Below are 17,535 nucleotides of genomic sequence, written 5' to 3' on the forward strand. Positions count from 1 at the left end.
GGGATAAATAAAAAGCGTTTTCAAATTGCATGGGTAACTTTATGGGGTGGAGCGTTTCTAATTTTTGGTATAATCGCTAGAAATTGTGAGAAAATTTTATCTTGTTTGAGTGGGGTTTCGCATGCGTTTATTGTTGTGGTGGGTATTGGTGTTATCGCTCTTTTTAAATCCTTTGAGAGCGGTTGAAGAGCATGAAACAGATGCGGTGGATTTGTTTTTGATTTTCAATCAAATCAACCAGCTCAATCAAGTCATTGAAACTTACAAAAAAAACCCTGAAAGAAGCGCTGAAGTCTCTCTGTATAACACCCAAAAGAATGATTTGATTAAAAGTTTGACTTCTAAAGTGTTGAATGAAAGGGATAAGATCGGGATTGATATAAACCAAAATTTAAAAGAGCAGGAAAAAATCAAAAAGCGTTTGTCTAAAAGCATTAAGGGCGATGATTTCTACACTTTCATGAAAGATAGATTGTCTTTAGATATTTTGTTGATAGATGAAATTTTGTATCGTTTTATAGATAAAATCAGGAGCAGTATTGATATTTTTAGCGAACAAAAAGATGTAGAAAGTATCAGCGATGCTTTCCTTTTGCGTTTAGGGCAATTCAAACTCTACACTTTCCCTAAAAATTTAGACAATGTCAAAATGCATGAATTAGAGCAGATGTTTAGCGATTATGAATTGCGTTTGAACACTTACACTGAAGTCTTGCGTTACATTAAAAACCACCCTAAAGAAGTGCTTCCTAAAAACTTGATCATGGAAGTGAATATGGATTTTGTGTTAAACAAAATCAGTAAGGTTTTGCCTTTCACAACCCATAGCTTGCAAGTGAGTAAAATCGTGCTGGCTTTGACGATTTTAGCCTTATTGCTGGGTTTAAGGAAGTTGATCACTTGGCTTTTAGCCTTATTGTTAGATCGTATTTTTGAAATCATGCAGCGCAATAAAACAATGCATGTCAATGTGCAAAAGAGCATTGTTTCGCCCGTTTCTGTCTTTTTAGCCCTATTTAGTTGCGATATAGCTTTAGATATTTTCTACTACCCTAACGCATCGCCCCCTAAAGTTTCTATGTGGGTGGGCGCAGTGTATATCATGCTTTTAGCATGGTTAGTGATAGCGCTTTTTAAAGGCTATGGGGAAGCGTTAGTTACGAATATGGCTACCAAAAGCACGCACAATTTTAGAAAAGAAGTGATCAACTTGATTTTAAAAGTCATGTATTTTTTGATCTTTATTGTCACGCTTTTAGGGGTTTTGAAACAACTGGGGTTTAACGTTTCAGCCATCATCGCTTCTTTAGGGATTGGGGGGTTAGCGGTGGCTTTGGCGGTTAAAGATGTGTTGGCGAATTTTTTTGCTTCCGTCATTTTATTGTTAGACAATTCGTTTTCTCAAGGGGATTGGATCGTGTGCGGTGAAGTGGAGGGAACGGTGGTGGAAATGGGGTTAAGACGCACCACGATCAGAGCCTTTGATAACGCTCTTTTGTCCGTGCCTAATTCAGAGTTAGCCGGAAAACCCATCAGGAATTGGAGCCGGCGTAAAGTGGGAAGGCGTATTAAAATGGAAATAGGCTTAACCTATAGCTCCAGTCAAAGCGCTTTACAGCTTTGCGTGAAAGACATTAAAGAAATGCTAGAAAACCACCCTAAAATCGCCAATGGAGCCGATAGTGCTTTGCAAAACGCGAGCGATTACCGCTACATGTTTAAAAAAGATATTGTTTCTATTGATGATTTTTTAGGGTATAAAAACAATCTGTTTGTCTTTTTAGATCAGTTTGCGGACAGCTCTATTAATATTTTAGTGTATTGCTTTTCTAAAACAGTGGTTTGGGAAGAGTGGCTAGAAGTCAAAGAAGACGTGATGCTAAAATCATGGGGATTGTAGAAAAGCACCATTTGAGTTTTGCTTTCCCATCACAGAGTTTGTATGTGGAGAGTTTGCCAGAAGTTAGCCTGAAAGAAGGGGCTAAAATCTAAAATTATTGGTAGATGTATTCTTTGGTTAAGGGGAAAGTGTTATCCACGCTGTTGGTTAAAAGCAATTGGAATAAATCCGCGCTCCCCACCCTGAAAGCCGATGCGCAAGTCCTTAAATACAGATCCCACATGCGGATAAATCTTTCGTCATAGCCGAGTCTTTTCACTTTATCTAGATTGTGGTTGAAGTTGTCTCGCCAAATGTCTAAAGTCTTGGCGTAATGGATGCGTAAGCTTTCAGCCATGAGCAAGTGGAAGTCGCATTCGCTCATCACGCTCATCACTTCTCTTAAAGAGGGCAAGTAGCCACCCGGAAAAATGTATTTATCCACCCATGCGTTAGTCTTGCCTTCAAAACAGCATAAAATGGAGTGGAGCAAAAACATCCCGCCCGTTTTCAACACTTCTTTAACTTTTTTGAAATAAAAGGGCAAATTATCCTTACCCACATGCTCAAACATGCCCACGCTCACCACTTTATCAAAGCGGTACAACCGCCCGTCTAAATCCTGATAATTCAATAATTTGATCGTTACTTTATCCTCTAACCCTAACTCTTGGACTCGTTTGTTAGCCTGTTTGTATTGCTCGCTAGAAATGGTGATCCCCATCACTTCCGCCCCGTATTCTTGCGCGGCTTTTATGGAGAGATAGCCCCAACCACAGCCTATATCCAGCAGTTTTTCGCCAGGCTTTAGGTGGAGCTTCTTTAAAGTGTGATCTAATTTTTGGAGCTGGGCGGCATGGAGGGTGTCATCGTCTTTTTTGAAATACGCGCATGAATAACTTAAGGTTTCATCCAGCCAGATAGAATAAAAGTCATTCCCTAGATCGTAATGTTTAGAAATGTTGGAGCTTTCTTTGATGGGCTTTTGGATAGCTTTAGCGTTGTCATGTTTGTGCAAATGCTCATAATTGGTTTGCAAATACAAAGAATGCATCACCTCATCCATAGAGCCTTCAATATCAATCACGCCGTCCATATAAGCCTCAGCGATCGTTAAAGACATGTCTTTTTTAATATCGCTAAATTTCAGGGGACGATGGATTTTAAGGGTGAATTTAGGCGAATGTTCGCCATTCCTATAAACGCTATTATCCCAAAAAACGACCTGATAATCGCCGTTTTTCCACTGCTTGAACATGCTTTTGAGCAAAAATTTTGAAATCATCTGTAATTCCTTGAACTCATTTTTCAATTTTTTGAGCGTTAATTATAATGAATTTTAAGCTAAAAACACCCCACAAATAAGCATAAATTCAACCTCTATTCTCTAAATTTTTAAAAGCATGTTAAAATTAAGAGACTTAAACAAATTTAAGGTAACACGATTATAAAGATGCAAAAATCACTGATCACAACCCCCATTTATTATGTGAATGACATCCCTCATATTGGCCATGCTTATACGACTTTGATTGCGGATACTTTAAAGAAGTATTACACGCTTCAAGGCGAAGAAGTCTTTTTTTTAACCGGCACCGATGAGCATGGGCAAAAGATTGAACAAAGTGCGAGGCTTAGGAATCAAAGCCCTAAAGCTTACGCTGATAGCATTAGCGCGATTTTTAAAAACCAGTGGGATTTTTTCAATTTGGATTATGATGGTTTTATCCGCACCACAGACAGCGAGCATCAAAAATGCGTGCAAAACGCCTTTGAAATCATGTTTGAAAAAGGGGATATTTATAAAGGCGCTTATAGTGGGTATTATTGCGTGAGCTGTGAGAGTTATTGTGCGATTTCTAAAGCGGACAACACGAGTGATAAAGTCCTATGCCCTGATTGCTTGAGAGAAACCACGCTTTTAGAAGAAGAGAGTTATTTTTTTAAATTGAGCGCGTATGAAAAGCCTTTATTGGAGTTTTACGCTAAAAACCCTGAAGCGATTTTGCCTATTTATCGTAAAAATGAGGTAACTTCTTTTATTGAGCAGGGTTTATTGGATCTGTCTATCACGCGCACGAGCTTTGAATGGGGCATTCCTTTGCCTAAAAAAATGAACGATCCTAAACATGTGGTGTATGTTTGGTTGGACGCTTTATTGAATTATGCGAGCGCGTTAGGGTATTTGAATGGTTTAGACAATAAAATGGCGCATTTTGAATGCGCTAGGCATATTGTGGGTAAGGATATTTTGCGCTTCCATGCCATTTATTGGCCAGCTTTTTTGATGAGTTTGAATCTGCCTTTATTCAAACAGCTTTGCGTGCATGGGTGGTGGACGATAGAGGGCGTGAAAATGAGTAAGAGCTTGGGTAATGTTTTAGACGCTCAAAAAATCGCTATGGAATATGGGATTGAAGAATTGCGCTATTTTTTATTGCGTGAGGTGCCTTTTGGGCAAGATGGGGATTTTTCTAAAAAAGCGTTAACAGAAAGGATTAATGCGAATTTGAATAACGATTTGGGGAATTTGCTGAACCGCTTGCTAGGCATGGCTAAAAAATATTTCAATTATTCTCTAAAAAGCGACAAAATCACCGCTTATTATCCTAAAGAGCTAGAAAAAGCGCATCAAATCTTGGATAACGCTAATTCTTTTGTGCCTAAAATGCAATTGCATAAAGCTTTAGAGGAATTGTTTAACGTTTATGATTTTTTAAACAAACTCATCGCTAAAGAAGAGCCATGGGTTTTGCACAAAAACAACGAATCAGAAAAACTAGAAGCCTTATTGAGTTTGATCGCAAACGCGCTGTTACAATCAAGCTTTTTACTTTATGCGTTCATGCCAAAGAGCGCGGCTAAATTAGCGAGCGCTTTTCGTGTAGAAATCACGCCCAATAATTACGAACGCTTTTTTAAAGCTAAAAAATTACAAGATATGGTTTTACAAGACACCGAACCTTTATTTTCCAAAATAGAGAAAATTGAAAAGACTGAAAAAGGGGAGGAAGCCCCAGCAGAAAAAGCAGAAAAAAAAGAAAAAGAAAAAGCCCCACTAAAACAAGAAAATTATATCAACATTGAGGATTTCAAAAAAGTAGAGATCAAAGTGGGGCTTATCAAGGAGGCTCAAAGGATTGAAAAGTCCAATAAATTACTGCGCTTAAAAGTGGATTTAGGCGAAAATCGTTTGAGGCAAATCATCTCAGGGATCGCTTTGGATTATGAGCCTGAAAGCTTGGTGGGGCAAATGGTGTGCGTGGTGGCTAATTTAAAGCCTGCAAAGCTTATGGGCGAAATGAGTGAGGGCATGATTTTAGCGGTGCGAGATAATGATAATCTGGCTTTAATCAGCCCTACCAGAGAAAAAATCGCAGGAAGTTTGATCAGTTAAATGCGATTAGGGGTGAATGAAGCCGTAGAGTTGAGTTTGGGCGAATTGCAAAACACGCCCTCAATCAGCTATTTTAATTCTATTGTTTTGTCTTTAAACAAAGTCCAAAAAGGCTCTTTATTTGCCGCTAAAGATCATGCTCTCATTCCTAAAGCTTTAGAGTTAGGGGCTTATGGGATCTTATACACAGGAGAATATCCTTTAAGTGATAGGGATGTGGCATGGATCAAGCTTAAAGATATAGAGCATTCTTTGAACCATTTGTTTAAATTTTGTTTGTTGGATGAGCGCGTGGTCGGGGTGCTGTTAGGCCCTATAGAATTAGAGATCGCTTCTAAAATCATCGTGAGCGAATTTGTGTGGTGCTTGAAAGAGAGCCTTGAAGATTTATTCATTATAGAGGGGTGTAAAATAGCCTTTTTTGATAAATTGGAGTGGCTTCATTTGTTTTATAAGCAAGAGCACTTGAAAGAAGATTTGAAAGAAAGTCGTTTAATCATTCTCAACCAATCGTTTTTTTGCAGCACTTTAGTCTATGAAAAACAAGAATACGAATTCAAAATGCCATGCATCTTTTTAGAGCCTTTAAAAAGGGTGATTCAATTGTGCGAGAAATTACAAATTGAGTTTGATTTGAATCTTTTAGGCAAAAAAGAATACCCACTAGATCATTGCAAACCCTTTTTTGTGAATAAAAATTTAGAAATAGCCCCTTATGGCGCAACGGCAAGGGTGGTTGTCGCTGAGACTTCAAAAGAATTGTTTGAAATGATGCTTCAAAAAGCCCTTGAGACTTTATCGTGGGGGAAAATTGTCGTGTTTTGTCGTAAAAACAGCGTGGCTTTCTTTGAAAAAAATAACCCTTATTTTTACACTACTCAAAACAACTTAAAAGAGCAATTAAAAAATTTAGCGTTTAATTTCGCTTTTATTTATGGGATTAGCCCTCATCATTTAGAATCCCTTCTAAACCCCCCTTTTTTAAAAAACCCCCACGCTATGGTAAGTCATGCTCATTTGTAACGACAATCTCGATCCAAAAACCCTTTTAGAAGAAATCATGGCGTTAAGGCCATGGCGTAAAGGCCCTTTTGAAATTTCTCAAATCAAGATTGATAGCGAATGGGATAGCTCCATTAAATGGAATCTAGTCAAAAACGCCACTCCTTTAAAAGACAAAATAGTGGCTGATGTGGGTTGCAATAACGGCTATTACTTGTTTAAGATGCTAGAATATAAGCCTAAAAGTTTGGTGGGGTTTGATCCGGGCGTTTTAGTCAAAAAACAATTTGAATTTTTAGCCCCCTTTTTTGATAAAGAAAAAAAAATCATTTATGAGTCTTTAGGGGTAGAGGATTTGCATGAAAAATACCCTAACGCTTTTGATGTCATTTTTTGCTTAGGGGTGCTATACCACAGAAAAAGCCCGCTAGAGGCTTTAAAAGCCTTATATCATGCTTTGAAAATAAAAGGGGAGCTGGTGTTGGATACGCTTATTGTTGATTCGCCCCTAGACATCGCTCTTTGCCCTAAAAAAACTTATGCTAAAATGAAAAATGTTTATTTTATCCCTAGTGTTAGCGCACTAAAGGGGTGGTGCGAAAGGGTGGGGTTTGAAAATTTTGAGATTCTTAGCGTTTTAAAGACCACGCCTAAAGAACAGCGTAAAACGGATTTTATTTTGGGGCAAAGTTTAGAAGATTTTTTGGATAAAACAGATCTCTCTAAAACTTTAGAGGGGTATGACGCTCCTTTGAGAGGGTATTTTAAAATGCTCAAACCAAGCAAGCTTTAATAAAGGATTAAGATAGTGCAAGAATCAGTCGTTCGTGTGGATTATGACTCTTTAGAGACTTGTAAGAATTTCAAACCAAGCGTTGGCACTGAATTAATCGTTTTAGAAAAAGATATAGCCCATGCGCGTTTCAAGGGCAATGAAAGCATGGTGTATGAAGAAAATTTTGTGCATGCCGGGTTTGTGCTTATTGCGTGCAATTATGCGGCCTTGTGCGCGTTGAATAAAAGGCACAGCGTGGTGGTTTCTAATAACATCAATTTTTACGCCCCCCTAGAATTGAATCAAGAAGCGCTCATTAAAGCGCAAGTCATTCAAGATGGCGTGAAAAAAGCTGAAATAAAAATAGAGGCGTTTGTGTTAGACATTCAGGTTTTAGAGGGAATGATAGAAATCGTGGTGTTTGATAAAAAGCCTTTTAAATTCAATTTTAAAGAAGAGTAGTTAAATGGTTATTGTTTTAGTCGTGGATAGCTTTAAAGACACCAGTAATGGCACTTCTATGACGGCGTTTCGTTTTTTTGAAGCGCTGAAAAAAAGAGGGCATGTGATGAGAGTGGTTGCCCCCCATGTGGATAATTTAGGGAGTGAAGAAGAAGGGTATTACAACCTTAAAGAGCGCTATATCCCCTAGTTACAGAAATTTCACACAAACAACACATCCTTTTTGCTAAACCGGATGAAAAAATCTTAAGAAAGGCTTTTAAGGGAGCGGATATGATCCATACTTACTTGCCTTTTTTGCTAGAAAAAACAGCCGTAAAAATCGCGCGAGAAATGCAAGTGCCTTACATTGGCTCTTTCCATTTACAGCCAGAGCATATTTCTTATAACATGAAATTGGGGCAATTTTCTTGGTTTAACATGATGCTTTTTTCGTGGTTTAAATCTTCGCATTACCGCTATATCCACCATATCCATTGCCCATCAAAATTCATTGTAGAAGAATTAGAAAAATACAACTATGGAGGGAAAAAATACGCTATTTCTAACGGCTTTGATCCCATGTTTAAATTTGAACACCCGCAAAAAAGCCTTTTTGACACCACGCCCTTTAAAATCGCTATGGTAGGGCGCTATTCTAATGAAAAAAATCAAAGCGTTTTAATCAAAGCGGTTGCTTTAAGCCGATACAAACAAGACATTGTGTTATTACTCAAAGGCAAAGGGCCTGATGAGAAAAAAATCAAACTTCTAGCCCAAAAACTAGGCGTAAAAACGGAGTTTGGGTTTGTCAATTCCAATGAATTGTTAGAGATTTTAAAAACTTGCACCCTTTATGTGCACACGGCCAATGTGGAAAGCGAAGCGATTGCGTGCTTGGAAGCCATTAGCGTGGGGATTGTGCCTGTTATCGCTAATAGCCCTTTAAGCGCGACCAGACAATTCGCGCTAGATGAACGATCGCTATTTGAACCTAATAACGCTAAAGATTTGAGCGCTAAAATAGACTGGTGGTTAGAAAACAAGCTTGAAAGAGAAAGAATGCAAAACGAATACGCTAAAAGCGCTTTAAACTACACTTTAGAAAATTCAGTCATTCAAATTGAAAAAGTTTATGAAGAAGCGATCAGAGATTTTAAAAATAACCCCCATCTCTTTAAAACCTTATCATAATGAAAGGATAAAAAATGCAAGAAGTCCATGATTATGGGATTAATTTTTGGAGCAATAACGAATTTAAGATAGAAAAAGGGCTGGTTAAAGTTTGTCATGGCAAAAACCCCTCGCTTTTAGAAATCGTTCAAAGCGTGCGCGATAAGGGCTATAGAGGGCCTTTGTTGGTGCGATTCCCCCATTTGGTGCAAAAACAAATCAAAAGCCTGTTTGATGCGTTTTCTTCAGCGATTAAAGAGTATCAATACAGCGGGGCTTTTAAGGCGGTTTTCCCTTTAAAAGTCAATCAAATGCCCTCGTTTGTTTTCCCTTTAGTGCAGGGGGCTAAGGGTTTGAATTACGGCTTAGAAGCCGGGAGCAAGTCTGAACTCATCATTGCGATGAGTTACACTAACCCTAAAGCCCCTATCACCGTGAATGGCTTTAAAGACAAAGAAATGATTGAGCTTGGCTTTATCGCTAAAAGCATGCAGCATGAGATCACTTTAACGATTGAGGGTTTGAATGAATTAAAAACCATTATCGCCGTGGCTAAACAAAACGATTTTGTAGCATGCCCTAAAATTGGCATTCGCATCCGTTTGCACAGCGCTGGCACTGGCGTTTGGGCAAAGAGTGGGGGGATCAATTCTAAATTTGGCCTTAGTAGCACGGAAGTTTTAGAAGCGATGCGCCTTTTAGAAGAAAACGACTTACTAGAGCATTTCCACATGATACATTTCCACATAGGCTCTCAAATCAGCGATATTTCGCCCTTAAAAAAGGCTTTAAGAGAAGCGGGTAACTTGTATGCAGAATTGCGTAAAATGGGCGCTAAAAATCTTAATAGCGTGAATATTGGAGGGGGGTTAGCCGTAGAATACACCCAACACAAGCACCACCAAGACAAGAACTACACTTTAGAAGAATTCAGCGCTGATGTGGTGTTTTTATTGAGGGAAATTGTGAAAAATAAGCAAGAAATCGAGCCGGATATTTTCATTGAATCAGGCCGTTATATTTCCGCTAACCATGCCGTTTTAGTGGCCCCTGTGTTAGAATTGTTTTCGCATGAATACAATGAAAAATCCCTAAAAATCAAAGAAAATAATAACCCTCCCTTGATTGATGAAATGCTAGATTTGCTCGCTAATATCAATGAAAAAAACGCCATTGAATACTTGCATGATAGTTTTGATCACACCGAGTCGCTATTCACGCTTTTTGATTTGGGCTATATTGATTTGATTGACAGGAGCAACACTGAAGTTTTAGCGCATTTGATCGTCAAAAAAGCGGTGCAATTGCTTTATGTCAAGGATCATAACGATATTTTACGCATTCAAGAGCAAGTCCAAGAGCGCTATTTATTGAATTGCTCGTTTTTCCAAAGCTTGCCAGATTATTGGGGCTTGAGACAGAATTTCCCGGTCATGCCCTTGAATAAATTAGATGAAAAGCCCACCAGGAGCGCGAGCTTGTGGGATATTACTTGCGATAGCGATGGGGAAATCGCTTTTGATTCCACAAAGCCCTTGTTTTTGCACGATATAGACATAGATGAAGAAGAATACTTTTTAGCGTTCTTTTTAGTGGGAGCGTATCAAGAAGTTTTAGGCATGAAGCACAATTTATTCACGCACCCTACGGAATTTAGCGTGGTTTTTGATGAAAAAGGCGATTATGAAGTGGAAGATATTTGCGAAGCCCAAACGATTTTAGACGTGTTAGACGATTTGGACTATGACACTAAAGAAATTGAGCGCCTTTTAAAACAAAAAATTGAAGACAACAACCAACTGGACATGGAAGAAAAGAAAGAAATCATGGGGCGCTTGTATGTCATGCTGAGCGAAAATGGGTATTTGCGCACGATTTCTTAAGAGAACGCTATAAATTGGTTATAACGCTTTTTAACTTTAATCAATAGAAAACCTTACTAATCAATAAAAGAGCGTTAAAACTAAAATAAGCAAGCAAATTGAAAAATAAAGATACAAGAAAAAAAAGAGAGATTAAAAAAAAAGAGCCTCCCCACTAGGAGTGGGGGGGGTTATTCTTTTAACTCCGCCTCCTCTTTATCTAAATTAGCGAGATGCTCATCAACCTCTTTAGCAGTTGCTAGTCCAATATTATTAAAAATGTCTTTTAACAAATTTTCAGTAAGACCCGCACAGCTTAAGCCATATTTATTGATACCGCCATCGCAAAGCAATTGAGCGATAAACAACGCCTCATTTTTGTTTCTAGGTAAAGTCGTAGCCCAAAAACCATCAGGGGAAAAATCGTTAAGTTCTTTTTCAAACTCCTTATTACCCTCCGCATACTCTTTAATCACGCCACAGAATAAAGTCGTTCCAACTCTATCCAAGTGGTCTAGTGTCTCAATCTCGCATTTTTCCTCATCTCGGTTATCAATCATAGCACGCCACTCCGCATCGCTGTGTCTATTTAGCCCTTTAGCGTTAGCAAGAGCGGTAAGAATGATAGCAGACGCTTGATTACCACTACCCTCAAAAAACATGGGAGATAATAACGCACCGAGCCTACTTTTTCTCTCGCTTAAAGTATAATCCTCCGCAATAATCTCAAAGCTAGTCTTATCATCAGTAGTCTTAAATCCAAAAGCGAGTTTAAACCTATCCTCTTTCTCTTTGGGAGTAGTAGTTCTTTCTTTAACACTCGGTCCGCTAGTTACCACTTTAACGCCATCTAAAATGTCCGCTTTTTCGTTTTCAGCGTGAAGTCTCATATGCTCGGTCAATGGAACTTTATTGAACCACTTTAAGAATTTTTCGCTATTGAAAGCGTAAGTGGCTTCGTTGCCTTTTTGGCTTCTTAAGGTTACACGATTAAACCCAATACTAATGACTTTAGCCTCCACCACTTTGTTATTGATCGTGGCTTTGACTGACGCCCCTACTTTTAATTTATTTTCATTTTGAAAACCCATAAAATACTCCTTGGTAAAAATTTGTTTTAAATTCCGCTATAATCGGTCGTTCAATGTTTTTTAGTGTTTCTATCTTTTTGGCATGGCTTGTTCCTCCTTGTTGTGGGGTGAATTTTATTTAAAATTTCCATGTCTATTGCCTTTAAGATCGTTTTGAAGGCGGTAAGCGCTATTAAAAATACAGCCGGTCAATATTTCTTCAATTTGCGATAATTCCGCATTTTTTAGCGCTTCTCTAGGCGTTTCAATGATCAGTTTAGTTTGCGATAATCGCACCCACTCTAACGCTTGCTCTCTAGATTTAAAACTCCCCAATTTCCCAATATGGTTGAGAAACTGCTCGCTCATGGGTCTATCCATGTCAATCACAAGATGAAAGGTAACATAAAGCGACTGAACGCTCAAAGAATCCCCAACAATAAAGGTAAAATCAAGCGTGTCATCAAGCGTGTTATGCTGGATATTGTCTATTAACGCATAGTTAAGCTCTAATTTTTCTACTTGCTTTATCGCTATTACGATGTCTTTAGAAAGAGAAGCACTAATCGTTTCTAATTGTTTTAACAAATCTTTAGGCGGGATAGAACCACGCTCTATATCAGCGTCTATCACGCTTTAAATCGTTCTTTTATCCACTATCTTATCACGCTTAAAATCGCTCTTTTATCCACTGCCTTATTACGCTTTAAATCGTTAGCGATTTTGTTGATTTGAAGGTTTTGTTTGTAGCTTTGTTTTGACGCTCTCTCTTTTTCTCGCCATTCAATGACTTCCCTCTCTTCTTGTTCTATGTCTGCAACATCAAAGATTTTAGGAAAACCATAACGATTTTTTTTCGCTCTGATAAAACTTTTAATACTATCTTCAAGATGCTCGCGAAAATCATCAAAACCATCGCTAGATTGCGGCATATAAAGCGCTTCTATTTGAGTTTTAGCTATTTCATTAAACTCTATGCCGTTATGTTTATCAGGGTGTTTTGAAAAGAATGCAGCTAGCTTGTTTTTTAAAGCATTGAGAGATTGTTCTAATTGATTGGGCGTTGAGAATTTGATGTCTGAAAAGCTGTCTTGTGTTTTGTTAAAGTCCTTACCCGGTGAAGCGTTGATCAATTCTATAGGGCATTTGCTCTCACAATAACAGATCGCTTGTTGGTTAAATATTTGCGCTAACACCAATAAATAGTCCCTTAAATTAAATACGATAGTAGGCTCATTGGCGAACACCAAAAAGCTTATTTCTTCATCGGGTAAAAAAGGATTTTGTGGGCTGTCTTTTAAAGAGTTAAGTGCTTGAACAAACCCTATAAAATCACGCTTACCCTCTAAATACGATTGCAACTTTTTCGCTCTTTCTGTATTTTGCTTGGGGGTGTATCGGTATTTAGCGACAAACTCCTTACTAGACATAAAGTCTTTCACGCTCGCCTTAGCGTTATTCTTAAAAAATCTATCCATAAAATGCTTCCCCAATAAAAAACAAAACCTCCTATAAAGGTAATTATTGCCTTTAAAGAAGTCCTTAATCAAAATGGGTTTATCCCAATCCACTTTAACAGATTTGTCCTGCCAATAGAGTAAGCGCGTTTTTAACTGAGCTAGTTTATCAGCGCTAGATTGAATGCAACCGCTTTTAGTTGCCCCTATCAGTAATTTTTGCTCATTATGATTGAAATCTCTGTAAAAAGCGTCTTTAAAGGGTTTAAAGGCTGAGATGATCCCAAAAGGTAGTCCGCTTTTGATTTTCTCACACGCCTTTTTAAGATCGCCGTTTCCAATCGTTTCGCTCCCAATAGCAGAAGTCTTTGTGTTAGAAACTGCAATGGCGCTGTTTTTAGTTTTAGAGGCTTTCTCCCTCCTAATGATCTCCTTAACGAATCGCTTCGTTTTATTTTGAGCCACTTCCCTAGCCACAAAATCCTTTTCAAAATCTTGTAACAAATAGTAGTATCTGGTTGGATTCCCGCTCTCATCATTCAATAACAATAAAAAATCATAATCCAAATAACATGTCAAGTCCTTTTTTTTAAATTCAGCCTTAGCGTTATTTGACTTTATAAGGCTTGTAAGCTTTTGATTACTTTTTTAAAATCCTCTTTTGCAAAGCTCAACCCAAAAGCTTCCTCATGCCCGCCAGCTTGTATTAAAGGAATGGTTTTAATCTGGCTTAAAAAATTCCCACCACCTCTAGCGCTACCGCTATACCCGTCTTTATTGTCTCTATAGATACAAAGGGAGCGATTGGAAGGGTATTTTTTTAAAAAGTTATTAGCCACTAAACCGCTAACACCTACTTTAATAGAACAGCTTTCATCTAAAAGAGCCACTAATATTTTGTTACAAGAAAAAATTTGAGCGTTTTCTTCGCTTTCTTTCACCATTTTCTTTTTAATGTCGTTGTATCTTTTGAATTCCTTAACATTAAAGACGCTTAAATGCGGATCGTTTATGGGGTTGAAATGTTTTAAAACCAGATAATGCAAATAGCTATCATAACAACCCTTAAACTCTCTAGCCCCACTCAAACGGCTTAAAGCGTTGATATAGTTGATGCAATTAAAACCGTATAAGTTAGAAATTCCATCTAAATCGTCTTGGGCTAAAGAAAAGTCTTTATCTTTGAAAAAGCATTTAATGCGCTCATGTTTAGCTTGCGCTAAATTCAAAACCATATCCAAATTATCCCCATTATCTAAATCAATGCGATCGCTTAAAAGCGTGATAGCGATCAATTCTTCTTCTAAAGGAGTGGTTTGTATTTGAAAGATTTGACTAAACACTAAAGCGCTTGTGAAAGCCCCGCTATAATAGTTGGCGTCTTTTTCATCATTCAGGTTAATGTAGGCGATTTTATTTCCATCAATCCAATCAACTTCAAAACTCTTATGGTGGTCTGTGATGATGCATTGTTCAAAACGCTCTAATAAGATTTCTTGTAATTCGGTGTTAGCGGCCAAATCCGCCCCTAAATCAGCGCTAAACAATAAGGGGTCTTTTTGAAATTGGTTTTTAATGCAATCTAGGCTGACTAATTGGTTGGTTTTAGGGTTAAAGATACAAGGTTTAGACAATAAATCGTTTAGGGCTAAATCAGTGAAACCATAGCCATGTGCATTCCTTAAGGGGCTAAAGAAAAAGAAATCTTTAATACCCAATCTGTAACACATAGACATTAAAACGCTGCCAGCTAACATGCCATCACAATCATTATCTGTATAGAAAACAATGGGGCGATGGCGCTTGACTTCTTCTAAGAAGTCTTTAAAAATCCTTTTCTTTGACATCTTTAATAGCTCTTTTTTAGGCATTGATCACCTCTTTGTTGTTTTTGATGCTTGATGATTTTCAATCATTCTAGATCAAAATCATCTTCACATTCCTCTTCATATTCCTCTTCTTGCCCTTCTATGTGTAAAATAGGCATGATAGTGTTATACAAAGATTTGTATCGCTCTTTTAGGGACTTCTCATTCCACTTTCTATAATTGCTATACAATTCTTTAGTGATGTCATAACAGCTAATCACTTTGCTTGGGTCTTTGCCGCCATAAATTTTTCTTTTTTCATCAAAATCCCCATTTAAGGCTTTTGCGTTCTTTTTACGCTTTAAAAGGGTTAAATTCGCGATATTATTCACCCATTCTTCTCTTTTTTCTTTGTCAAAATCCGCGTTCCACTGACTGCCCTTTTCGGGCTTTTGGGGTAAAATATGCTCCACTTGGGTTTCGGCATCCATAGCGATAAAATGGGGCTTCTCTTCATCTGTCATGAAATAATTAGCGAGGGCTAAGACAGGGCGTAACCATTTGCTAGGATAAACAGAATAACTATCCCATAAGTTATAGTGGTATTGGTTAAAGGTGTTATAAGATTCTATGTTATCCAGTATAAGCTCTTGGATGGTTTCAATGTCTTTATTGTTTTTAACATTTTTGATAATGTTGATGCTCGTTTGCTTGATGCGCGTGATCGTGCCTCCTGCAATCCAAGTTTGGTAATAATAAGACACCAAAAGCTTTTTCAAAGCGTCAAAATCAGGGTATTTGACATGAAGGGCGGTCGTTAGAATGCTGGCCCAATACCTAGAGGGGAGATACCTCAATAAATAGATGTATCGGTCTTGTTTTTTTAGCAATGCGGTATAGGCTTTCATGAACTCGCTGATCTCATAGATGAACCCGCAAGCGTCTTTTTTGCTGTCTTTGAACACCTTTTTTAATCCCTTATCGGCTCTCTTTTTAGAAGCGCTAGGATCAGCGTATTCTAAATACATGTTAAAAAAGTCTTCTAAATCAATATCTATGCCCTCAACGCTCTTGCAAGATTCAACCAATTTGTCCCAAGTGGTTATAAAATCCTTACGCTTTTCACTATCTTGTTTGATTTCTTGCATCAAACTGGATTTTAAAATATCAATAGGGCTTAAGGGTTGGCCTCTGTCGTTTAACACTTGAAAGATTTGCATCGCGCTGTCTTGCTCAAAACAAACGATCCTAGTCACAACAATGTGTTCATAAAACCACTCGACAAAATCATCCATATCGCTTATTGAACCATTTTTTATGCTCTCATTCAATAGCTCTCTAAAATAATAAGCGTTACGCAAATAAGTGTTTTCATCAAATTTCTTATTCAACTCGCTCTTTTTAATATTGTCTTCAAACTCTAAATTGTTTAACACCGTGTTTTCAAAAATGCTGTTGTAATTTTGAGCGGTTAAAAACTTCAGACGCTCTTTTTCTTTATCGTATTTATCATAAATACTCCCTTCAATAAAATCTTTAGATTTTTGCCCTAACCTGTGTTTATAAAGCCTTAAAATCGTGCAAGCCAGAATAATAAAACTCGTTAACCGCTGCTGGCCATCCACAACATCCCATCTTTTATCTTTTGGATTTTCAGCGATCACAATAGAGCCGCAAAAATACTCATCTTCTCTGTTGTTGGTATAGCTACCCACTAAATCATCAATCAAAGCCCCTAAATGATCCTTATCCCACACATAAGGGCGTTGGTAATCGGGAACCTGATAAAAATATTCAGCATCCACTAAAATTGCATAGAGTTTTTTTAACTCCACATCTACTTTTACTTTTGCCATCGTCTTCCCCCTGTATTGAATTTAACTCTGTAAGCCCCACTGGTTTAAAAATGGGGCTTATGGAATCAAATGGTTGAAAAATGTTGTGGCGCGGGTTAATGAAAGGGGGAATGAAAGGGTTAATGCAAGAGAGAATATAAAAAATAGGGGATTTTTAAGCGATCTTTTGTAAAAGGATAAATAGTTATAAAAGTATGGTAGCGTTGCTTGATTGCTTGATTAAATGATTAAATGATTAAATGATTAAATGATAGAATGATAGAATGATAGAATGATAGAATGATAGAATGATAGAATGATAGAATGATTGCTTGAATGCCATTTCTACCCCTTTTTTGAAAAAAAGATAATTTAGAGTATTGTATCTAGCGGTATTTAATCAATGGTTAATGATGCGTTTTATTTTAATAATGCACTTTATTTTATGAAATGTTTTATTTGATGATGCGTTTTATCTTAATTTATTTAAGACTTTATTTAAGACTTTATTTAAGACTTTATTTAAGACTTTATTTAAGACTTTATTTATTCAAAGCTTTATTTTACTACCCCCCATTCCCATCATTTCCAATGATTTCCAATCATTTCCAAATAACTTTCATTCATTTCTTTCCAACTCTAAAATTTATTTCACATTCCAAAAACTTTAAGCAAAATTTAAGCATTGCATGTCTATAATTACATTTCGTTTTTAAAGACAAGCTTTAAAAAGTTCTTTAATTTGAAACCATTCAAGCAAGTTCTACAAGCTAAAAAGCTTTAAATAAAAGCTCACTAGTTGGTAAAACTTGATTAAAAAAGATTAGGGATCAAGC

Annotated in this window: 10 protein-coding genes and 3 pseudogenes; 8 read left to right on the forward strand and 5 right to left on the reverse strand. The window is 37.3% G+C overall.

Going from position 1 to position 17,535, the window contains the following annotated elements; genetic code table 11:
• The first annotated feature begins 121 nt into the window (after window positions 1-121).
• Window positions 122-1,992, forward strand: a pseudogene (locus D2C78_04130) (mechanosensitive ion channel family protein).
• A gap of 2 nt (window positions 1,993-1,994) precedes the next feature.
• Here the strand turns inward: D2C78_04130 and D2C78_04135 are convergent.
• Complete coding sequence (locus D2C78_04135) at window positions 1,995-3,164, reverse strand: class I SAM-dependent methyltransferase (protein QEF35172.1); 1,170 nt, start codon at window positions 3,162-3,164, stop codon at window positions 1,995-1,997.
• A gap of 168 nt (window positions 3,165-3,332) precedes the next feature.
• On the opposite strand from D2C78_04135, the gene D2C78_04140 reads away from it, so the two are divergent.
• The 6 genes and pseudogenes from D2C78_04140 to speA all read left to right on the forward strand — a co-directional run bounded on the left by D2C78_04140 (window position 3,333) and on the right by speA (window position 10,550).
• Window positions 3,333-5,276, forward strand: a complete 1,944-nt coding sequence (locus D2C78_04140; protein ID QEF35173.1) for a methionine--tRNA ligase — start codon at window positions 3,333-3,335, stop codon at window positions 5,274-5,276.
• Window positions 5,277-6,299 (forward strand): ferrochelatase, encoded by a 1,023-nt coding sequence (locus tag D2C78_04145; protein QEF35174.1) that lies wholly within the window; start codon window positions 5,277-5,279, stop codon window positions 6,297-6,299.
• Window positions 6,286-7,071: a tRNA 5-methoxyuridine(34)/uridine 5-oxyacetic acid(34) synthase CmoB gene (gene cmoB, locus D2C78_04150; GenBank protein ID QEF35175.1), complete on the forward strand. Its 786-nt coding sequence runs from the start codon at window positions 6,286-6,288 to the stop codon at window positions 7,069-7,071. The genes D2C78_04145 and cmoB overlap by 14 nt, the downstream gene beginning before the upstream one ends.
• Window positions 7,072-7,086: 15 nt before the next feature.
• Window positions 7,087-7,515 carry a PaaI family thioesterase gene (locus tag D2C78_04155; protein ID QEF35176.1) on the forward strand — a complete coding sequence of 143 codons (429 nt, stop codon included), beginning with the start codon at window positions 7,087-7,089 and terminating at the stop codon, window positions 7,513-7,515.
• A 4-nt stretch (window positions 7,516-7,519) separates the two neighbouring features.
• Window positions 7,520-8,688: pseudogene (locus tag D2C78_04160) on the forward strand (glycosyltransferase family 4 protein).
• A gap of 14 nt (window positions 8,689-8,702) precedes the next feature.
• On the forward strand, window positions 8,703-10,550 hold the full coding sequence (gene speA / locus D2C78_04165) for an arginine decarboxylase (protein ID QEF35177.1): 1,848 nt from the start codon (window positions 8,703-8,705) through the stop codon (window positions 10,548-10,550).
• Window positions 10,551-10,720: 170 nt separating this feature from the next.
• Here the strand turns inward: speA and D2C78_04170 are convergent, their stop codons facing one another.
• The 4 genes and pseudogenes from D2C78_04170 to D2C78_04185 form a co-directional block, all read right to left on the reverse strand.
• Window positions 10,721-11,620 (reverse strand): hypothetical protein, encoded by a 900-nt coding sequence (locus D2C78_04170; protein ID QEF35178.1) that lies wholly within the window; start codon window positions 11,618-11,620, stop codon window positions 10,721-10,723.
• Window positions 11,621-11,734: 114 nt separating this feature from the next.
• Window positions 11,735-13,623, reverse strand: a pseudogene (locus D2C78_04175) (hypothetical protein).
• Between the two features lie 50 nt (window positions 13,624-13,673).
• The gene (locus tag D2C78_04180; protein ID QEF35179.1) at window positions 13,674-14,927 is read right to left on the reverse strand and encodes a DHH family phosphoesterase; all 1,254 of its coding nucleotides are present in this window, start codon (window positions 14,925-14,927) and stop codon (window positions 13,674-13,676) included.
• Between the two features lie 41 nt (window positions 14,928-14,968).
• The gene (locus D2C78_04185) at window positions 14,969-16,720 is read right to left on the reverse strand and encodes a DUF262 domain-containing protein (protein QEF35180.1); all 1,752 of its coding nucleotides are present in this window, start codon (window positions 16,718-16,720) and stop codon (window positions 14,969-14,971) included.
• A gap of 429 nt (window positions 16,721-17,149) precedes the next feature.
• On the opposite strand from D2C78_04185, the gene D2C78_04190 reads away from it, so the two are divergent.
• Window positions 17,150-17,398, forward strand: a complete 249-nt coding sequence (locus D2C78_04190; GenBank protein QEF35811.1) for a hypothetical protein — start codon at window positions 17,150-17,152, stop codon at window positions 17,396-17,398.
• The last annotated feature ends 137 nt before the right edge of the window (window positions 17,399-17,535 follow it).

Origin of the sequence: Helicobacter pylori (assembly GCA_008032935.1) — a bacterium.
In the GTDB taxonomy this organism is placed as follows: domain Bacteria; phylum Campylobacterota; class Campylobacteria; order Campylobacterales; family Helicobacteraceae; genus Helicobacter; species Helicobacter pylori_CX.

Bases quoted from the DNA above. Each gene is read 5' to 3' on its own strand.
- D2C78_04135 (QEF35172.1), bottom strand. From the start codon at position 3,164: ATGATTTCAAAATTTTTGCTCAAAAGCATGTTCAAGCAGTGGAAAAAC.
- D2C78_04140 (QEF35173.1), top strand. From the start codon at position 3,333: ATGCAAAAATCACTGATCACAACCCCCATTTATTATGTGAATGACATC.
- D2C78_04145 (QEF35174.1), top strand. From the start codon at position 5,277: ATGCGATTAGGGGTGAATGAAGCCGTAGAGTTGAGTTTGGGCGAATTG.
- cmoB (QEF35175.1), top strand. From the start codon at position 6,286: ATGCTCATTTGTAACGACAATCTCGATCCAAAAACCCTTTTAGAAGAA.
- speA (QEF35177.1), top strand. From the start codon at position 8,703: ATGCAAGAAGTCCATGATTATGGGATTAATTTTTGGAGCAATAACGAA.
- D2C78_04170 (QEF35178.1), bottom strand. From the start codon at position 11,620: ATGGGTTTTCAAAATGAAAATAAATTAAAAGTAGGGGCGTCAGTCAAA.
- D2C78_04180 (QEF35179.1), bottom strand. From the start codon at position 14,927: ATGCCTAAAAAAGAGCTATTAAAGATGTCAAAGAAAAGGATTTTTAAA.
- D2C78_04185 (QEF35180.1), bottom strand. From the start codon at position 16,720: ATGGCAAAAGTAAAAGTAGATGTGGAGTTAAAAAAACTCTATGCAATT.
- D2C78_04190 (QEF35811.1), top strand. From the start codon at position 17,150: ATGTTTTATTTGATGATGCGTTTTATCTTAATTTATTTAAGACTTTAT.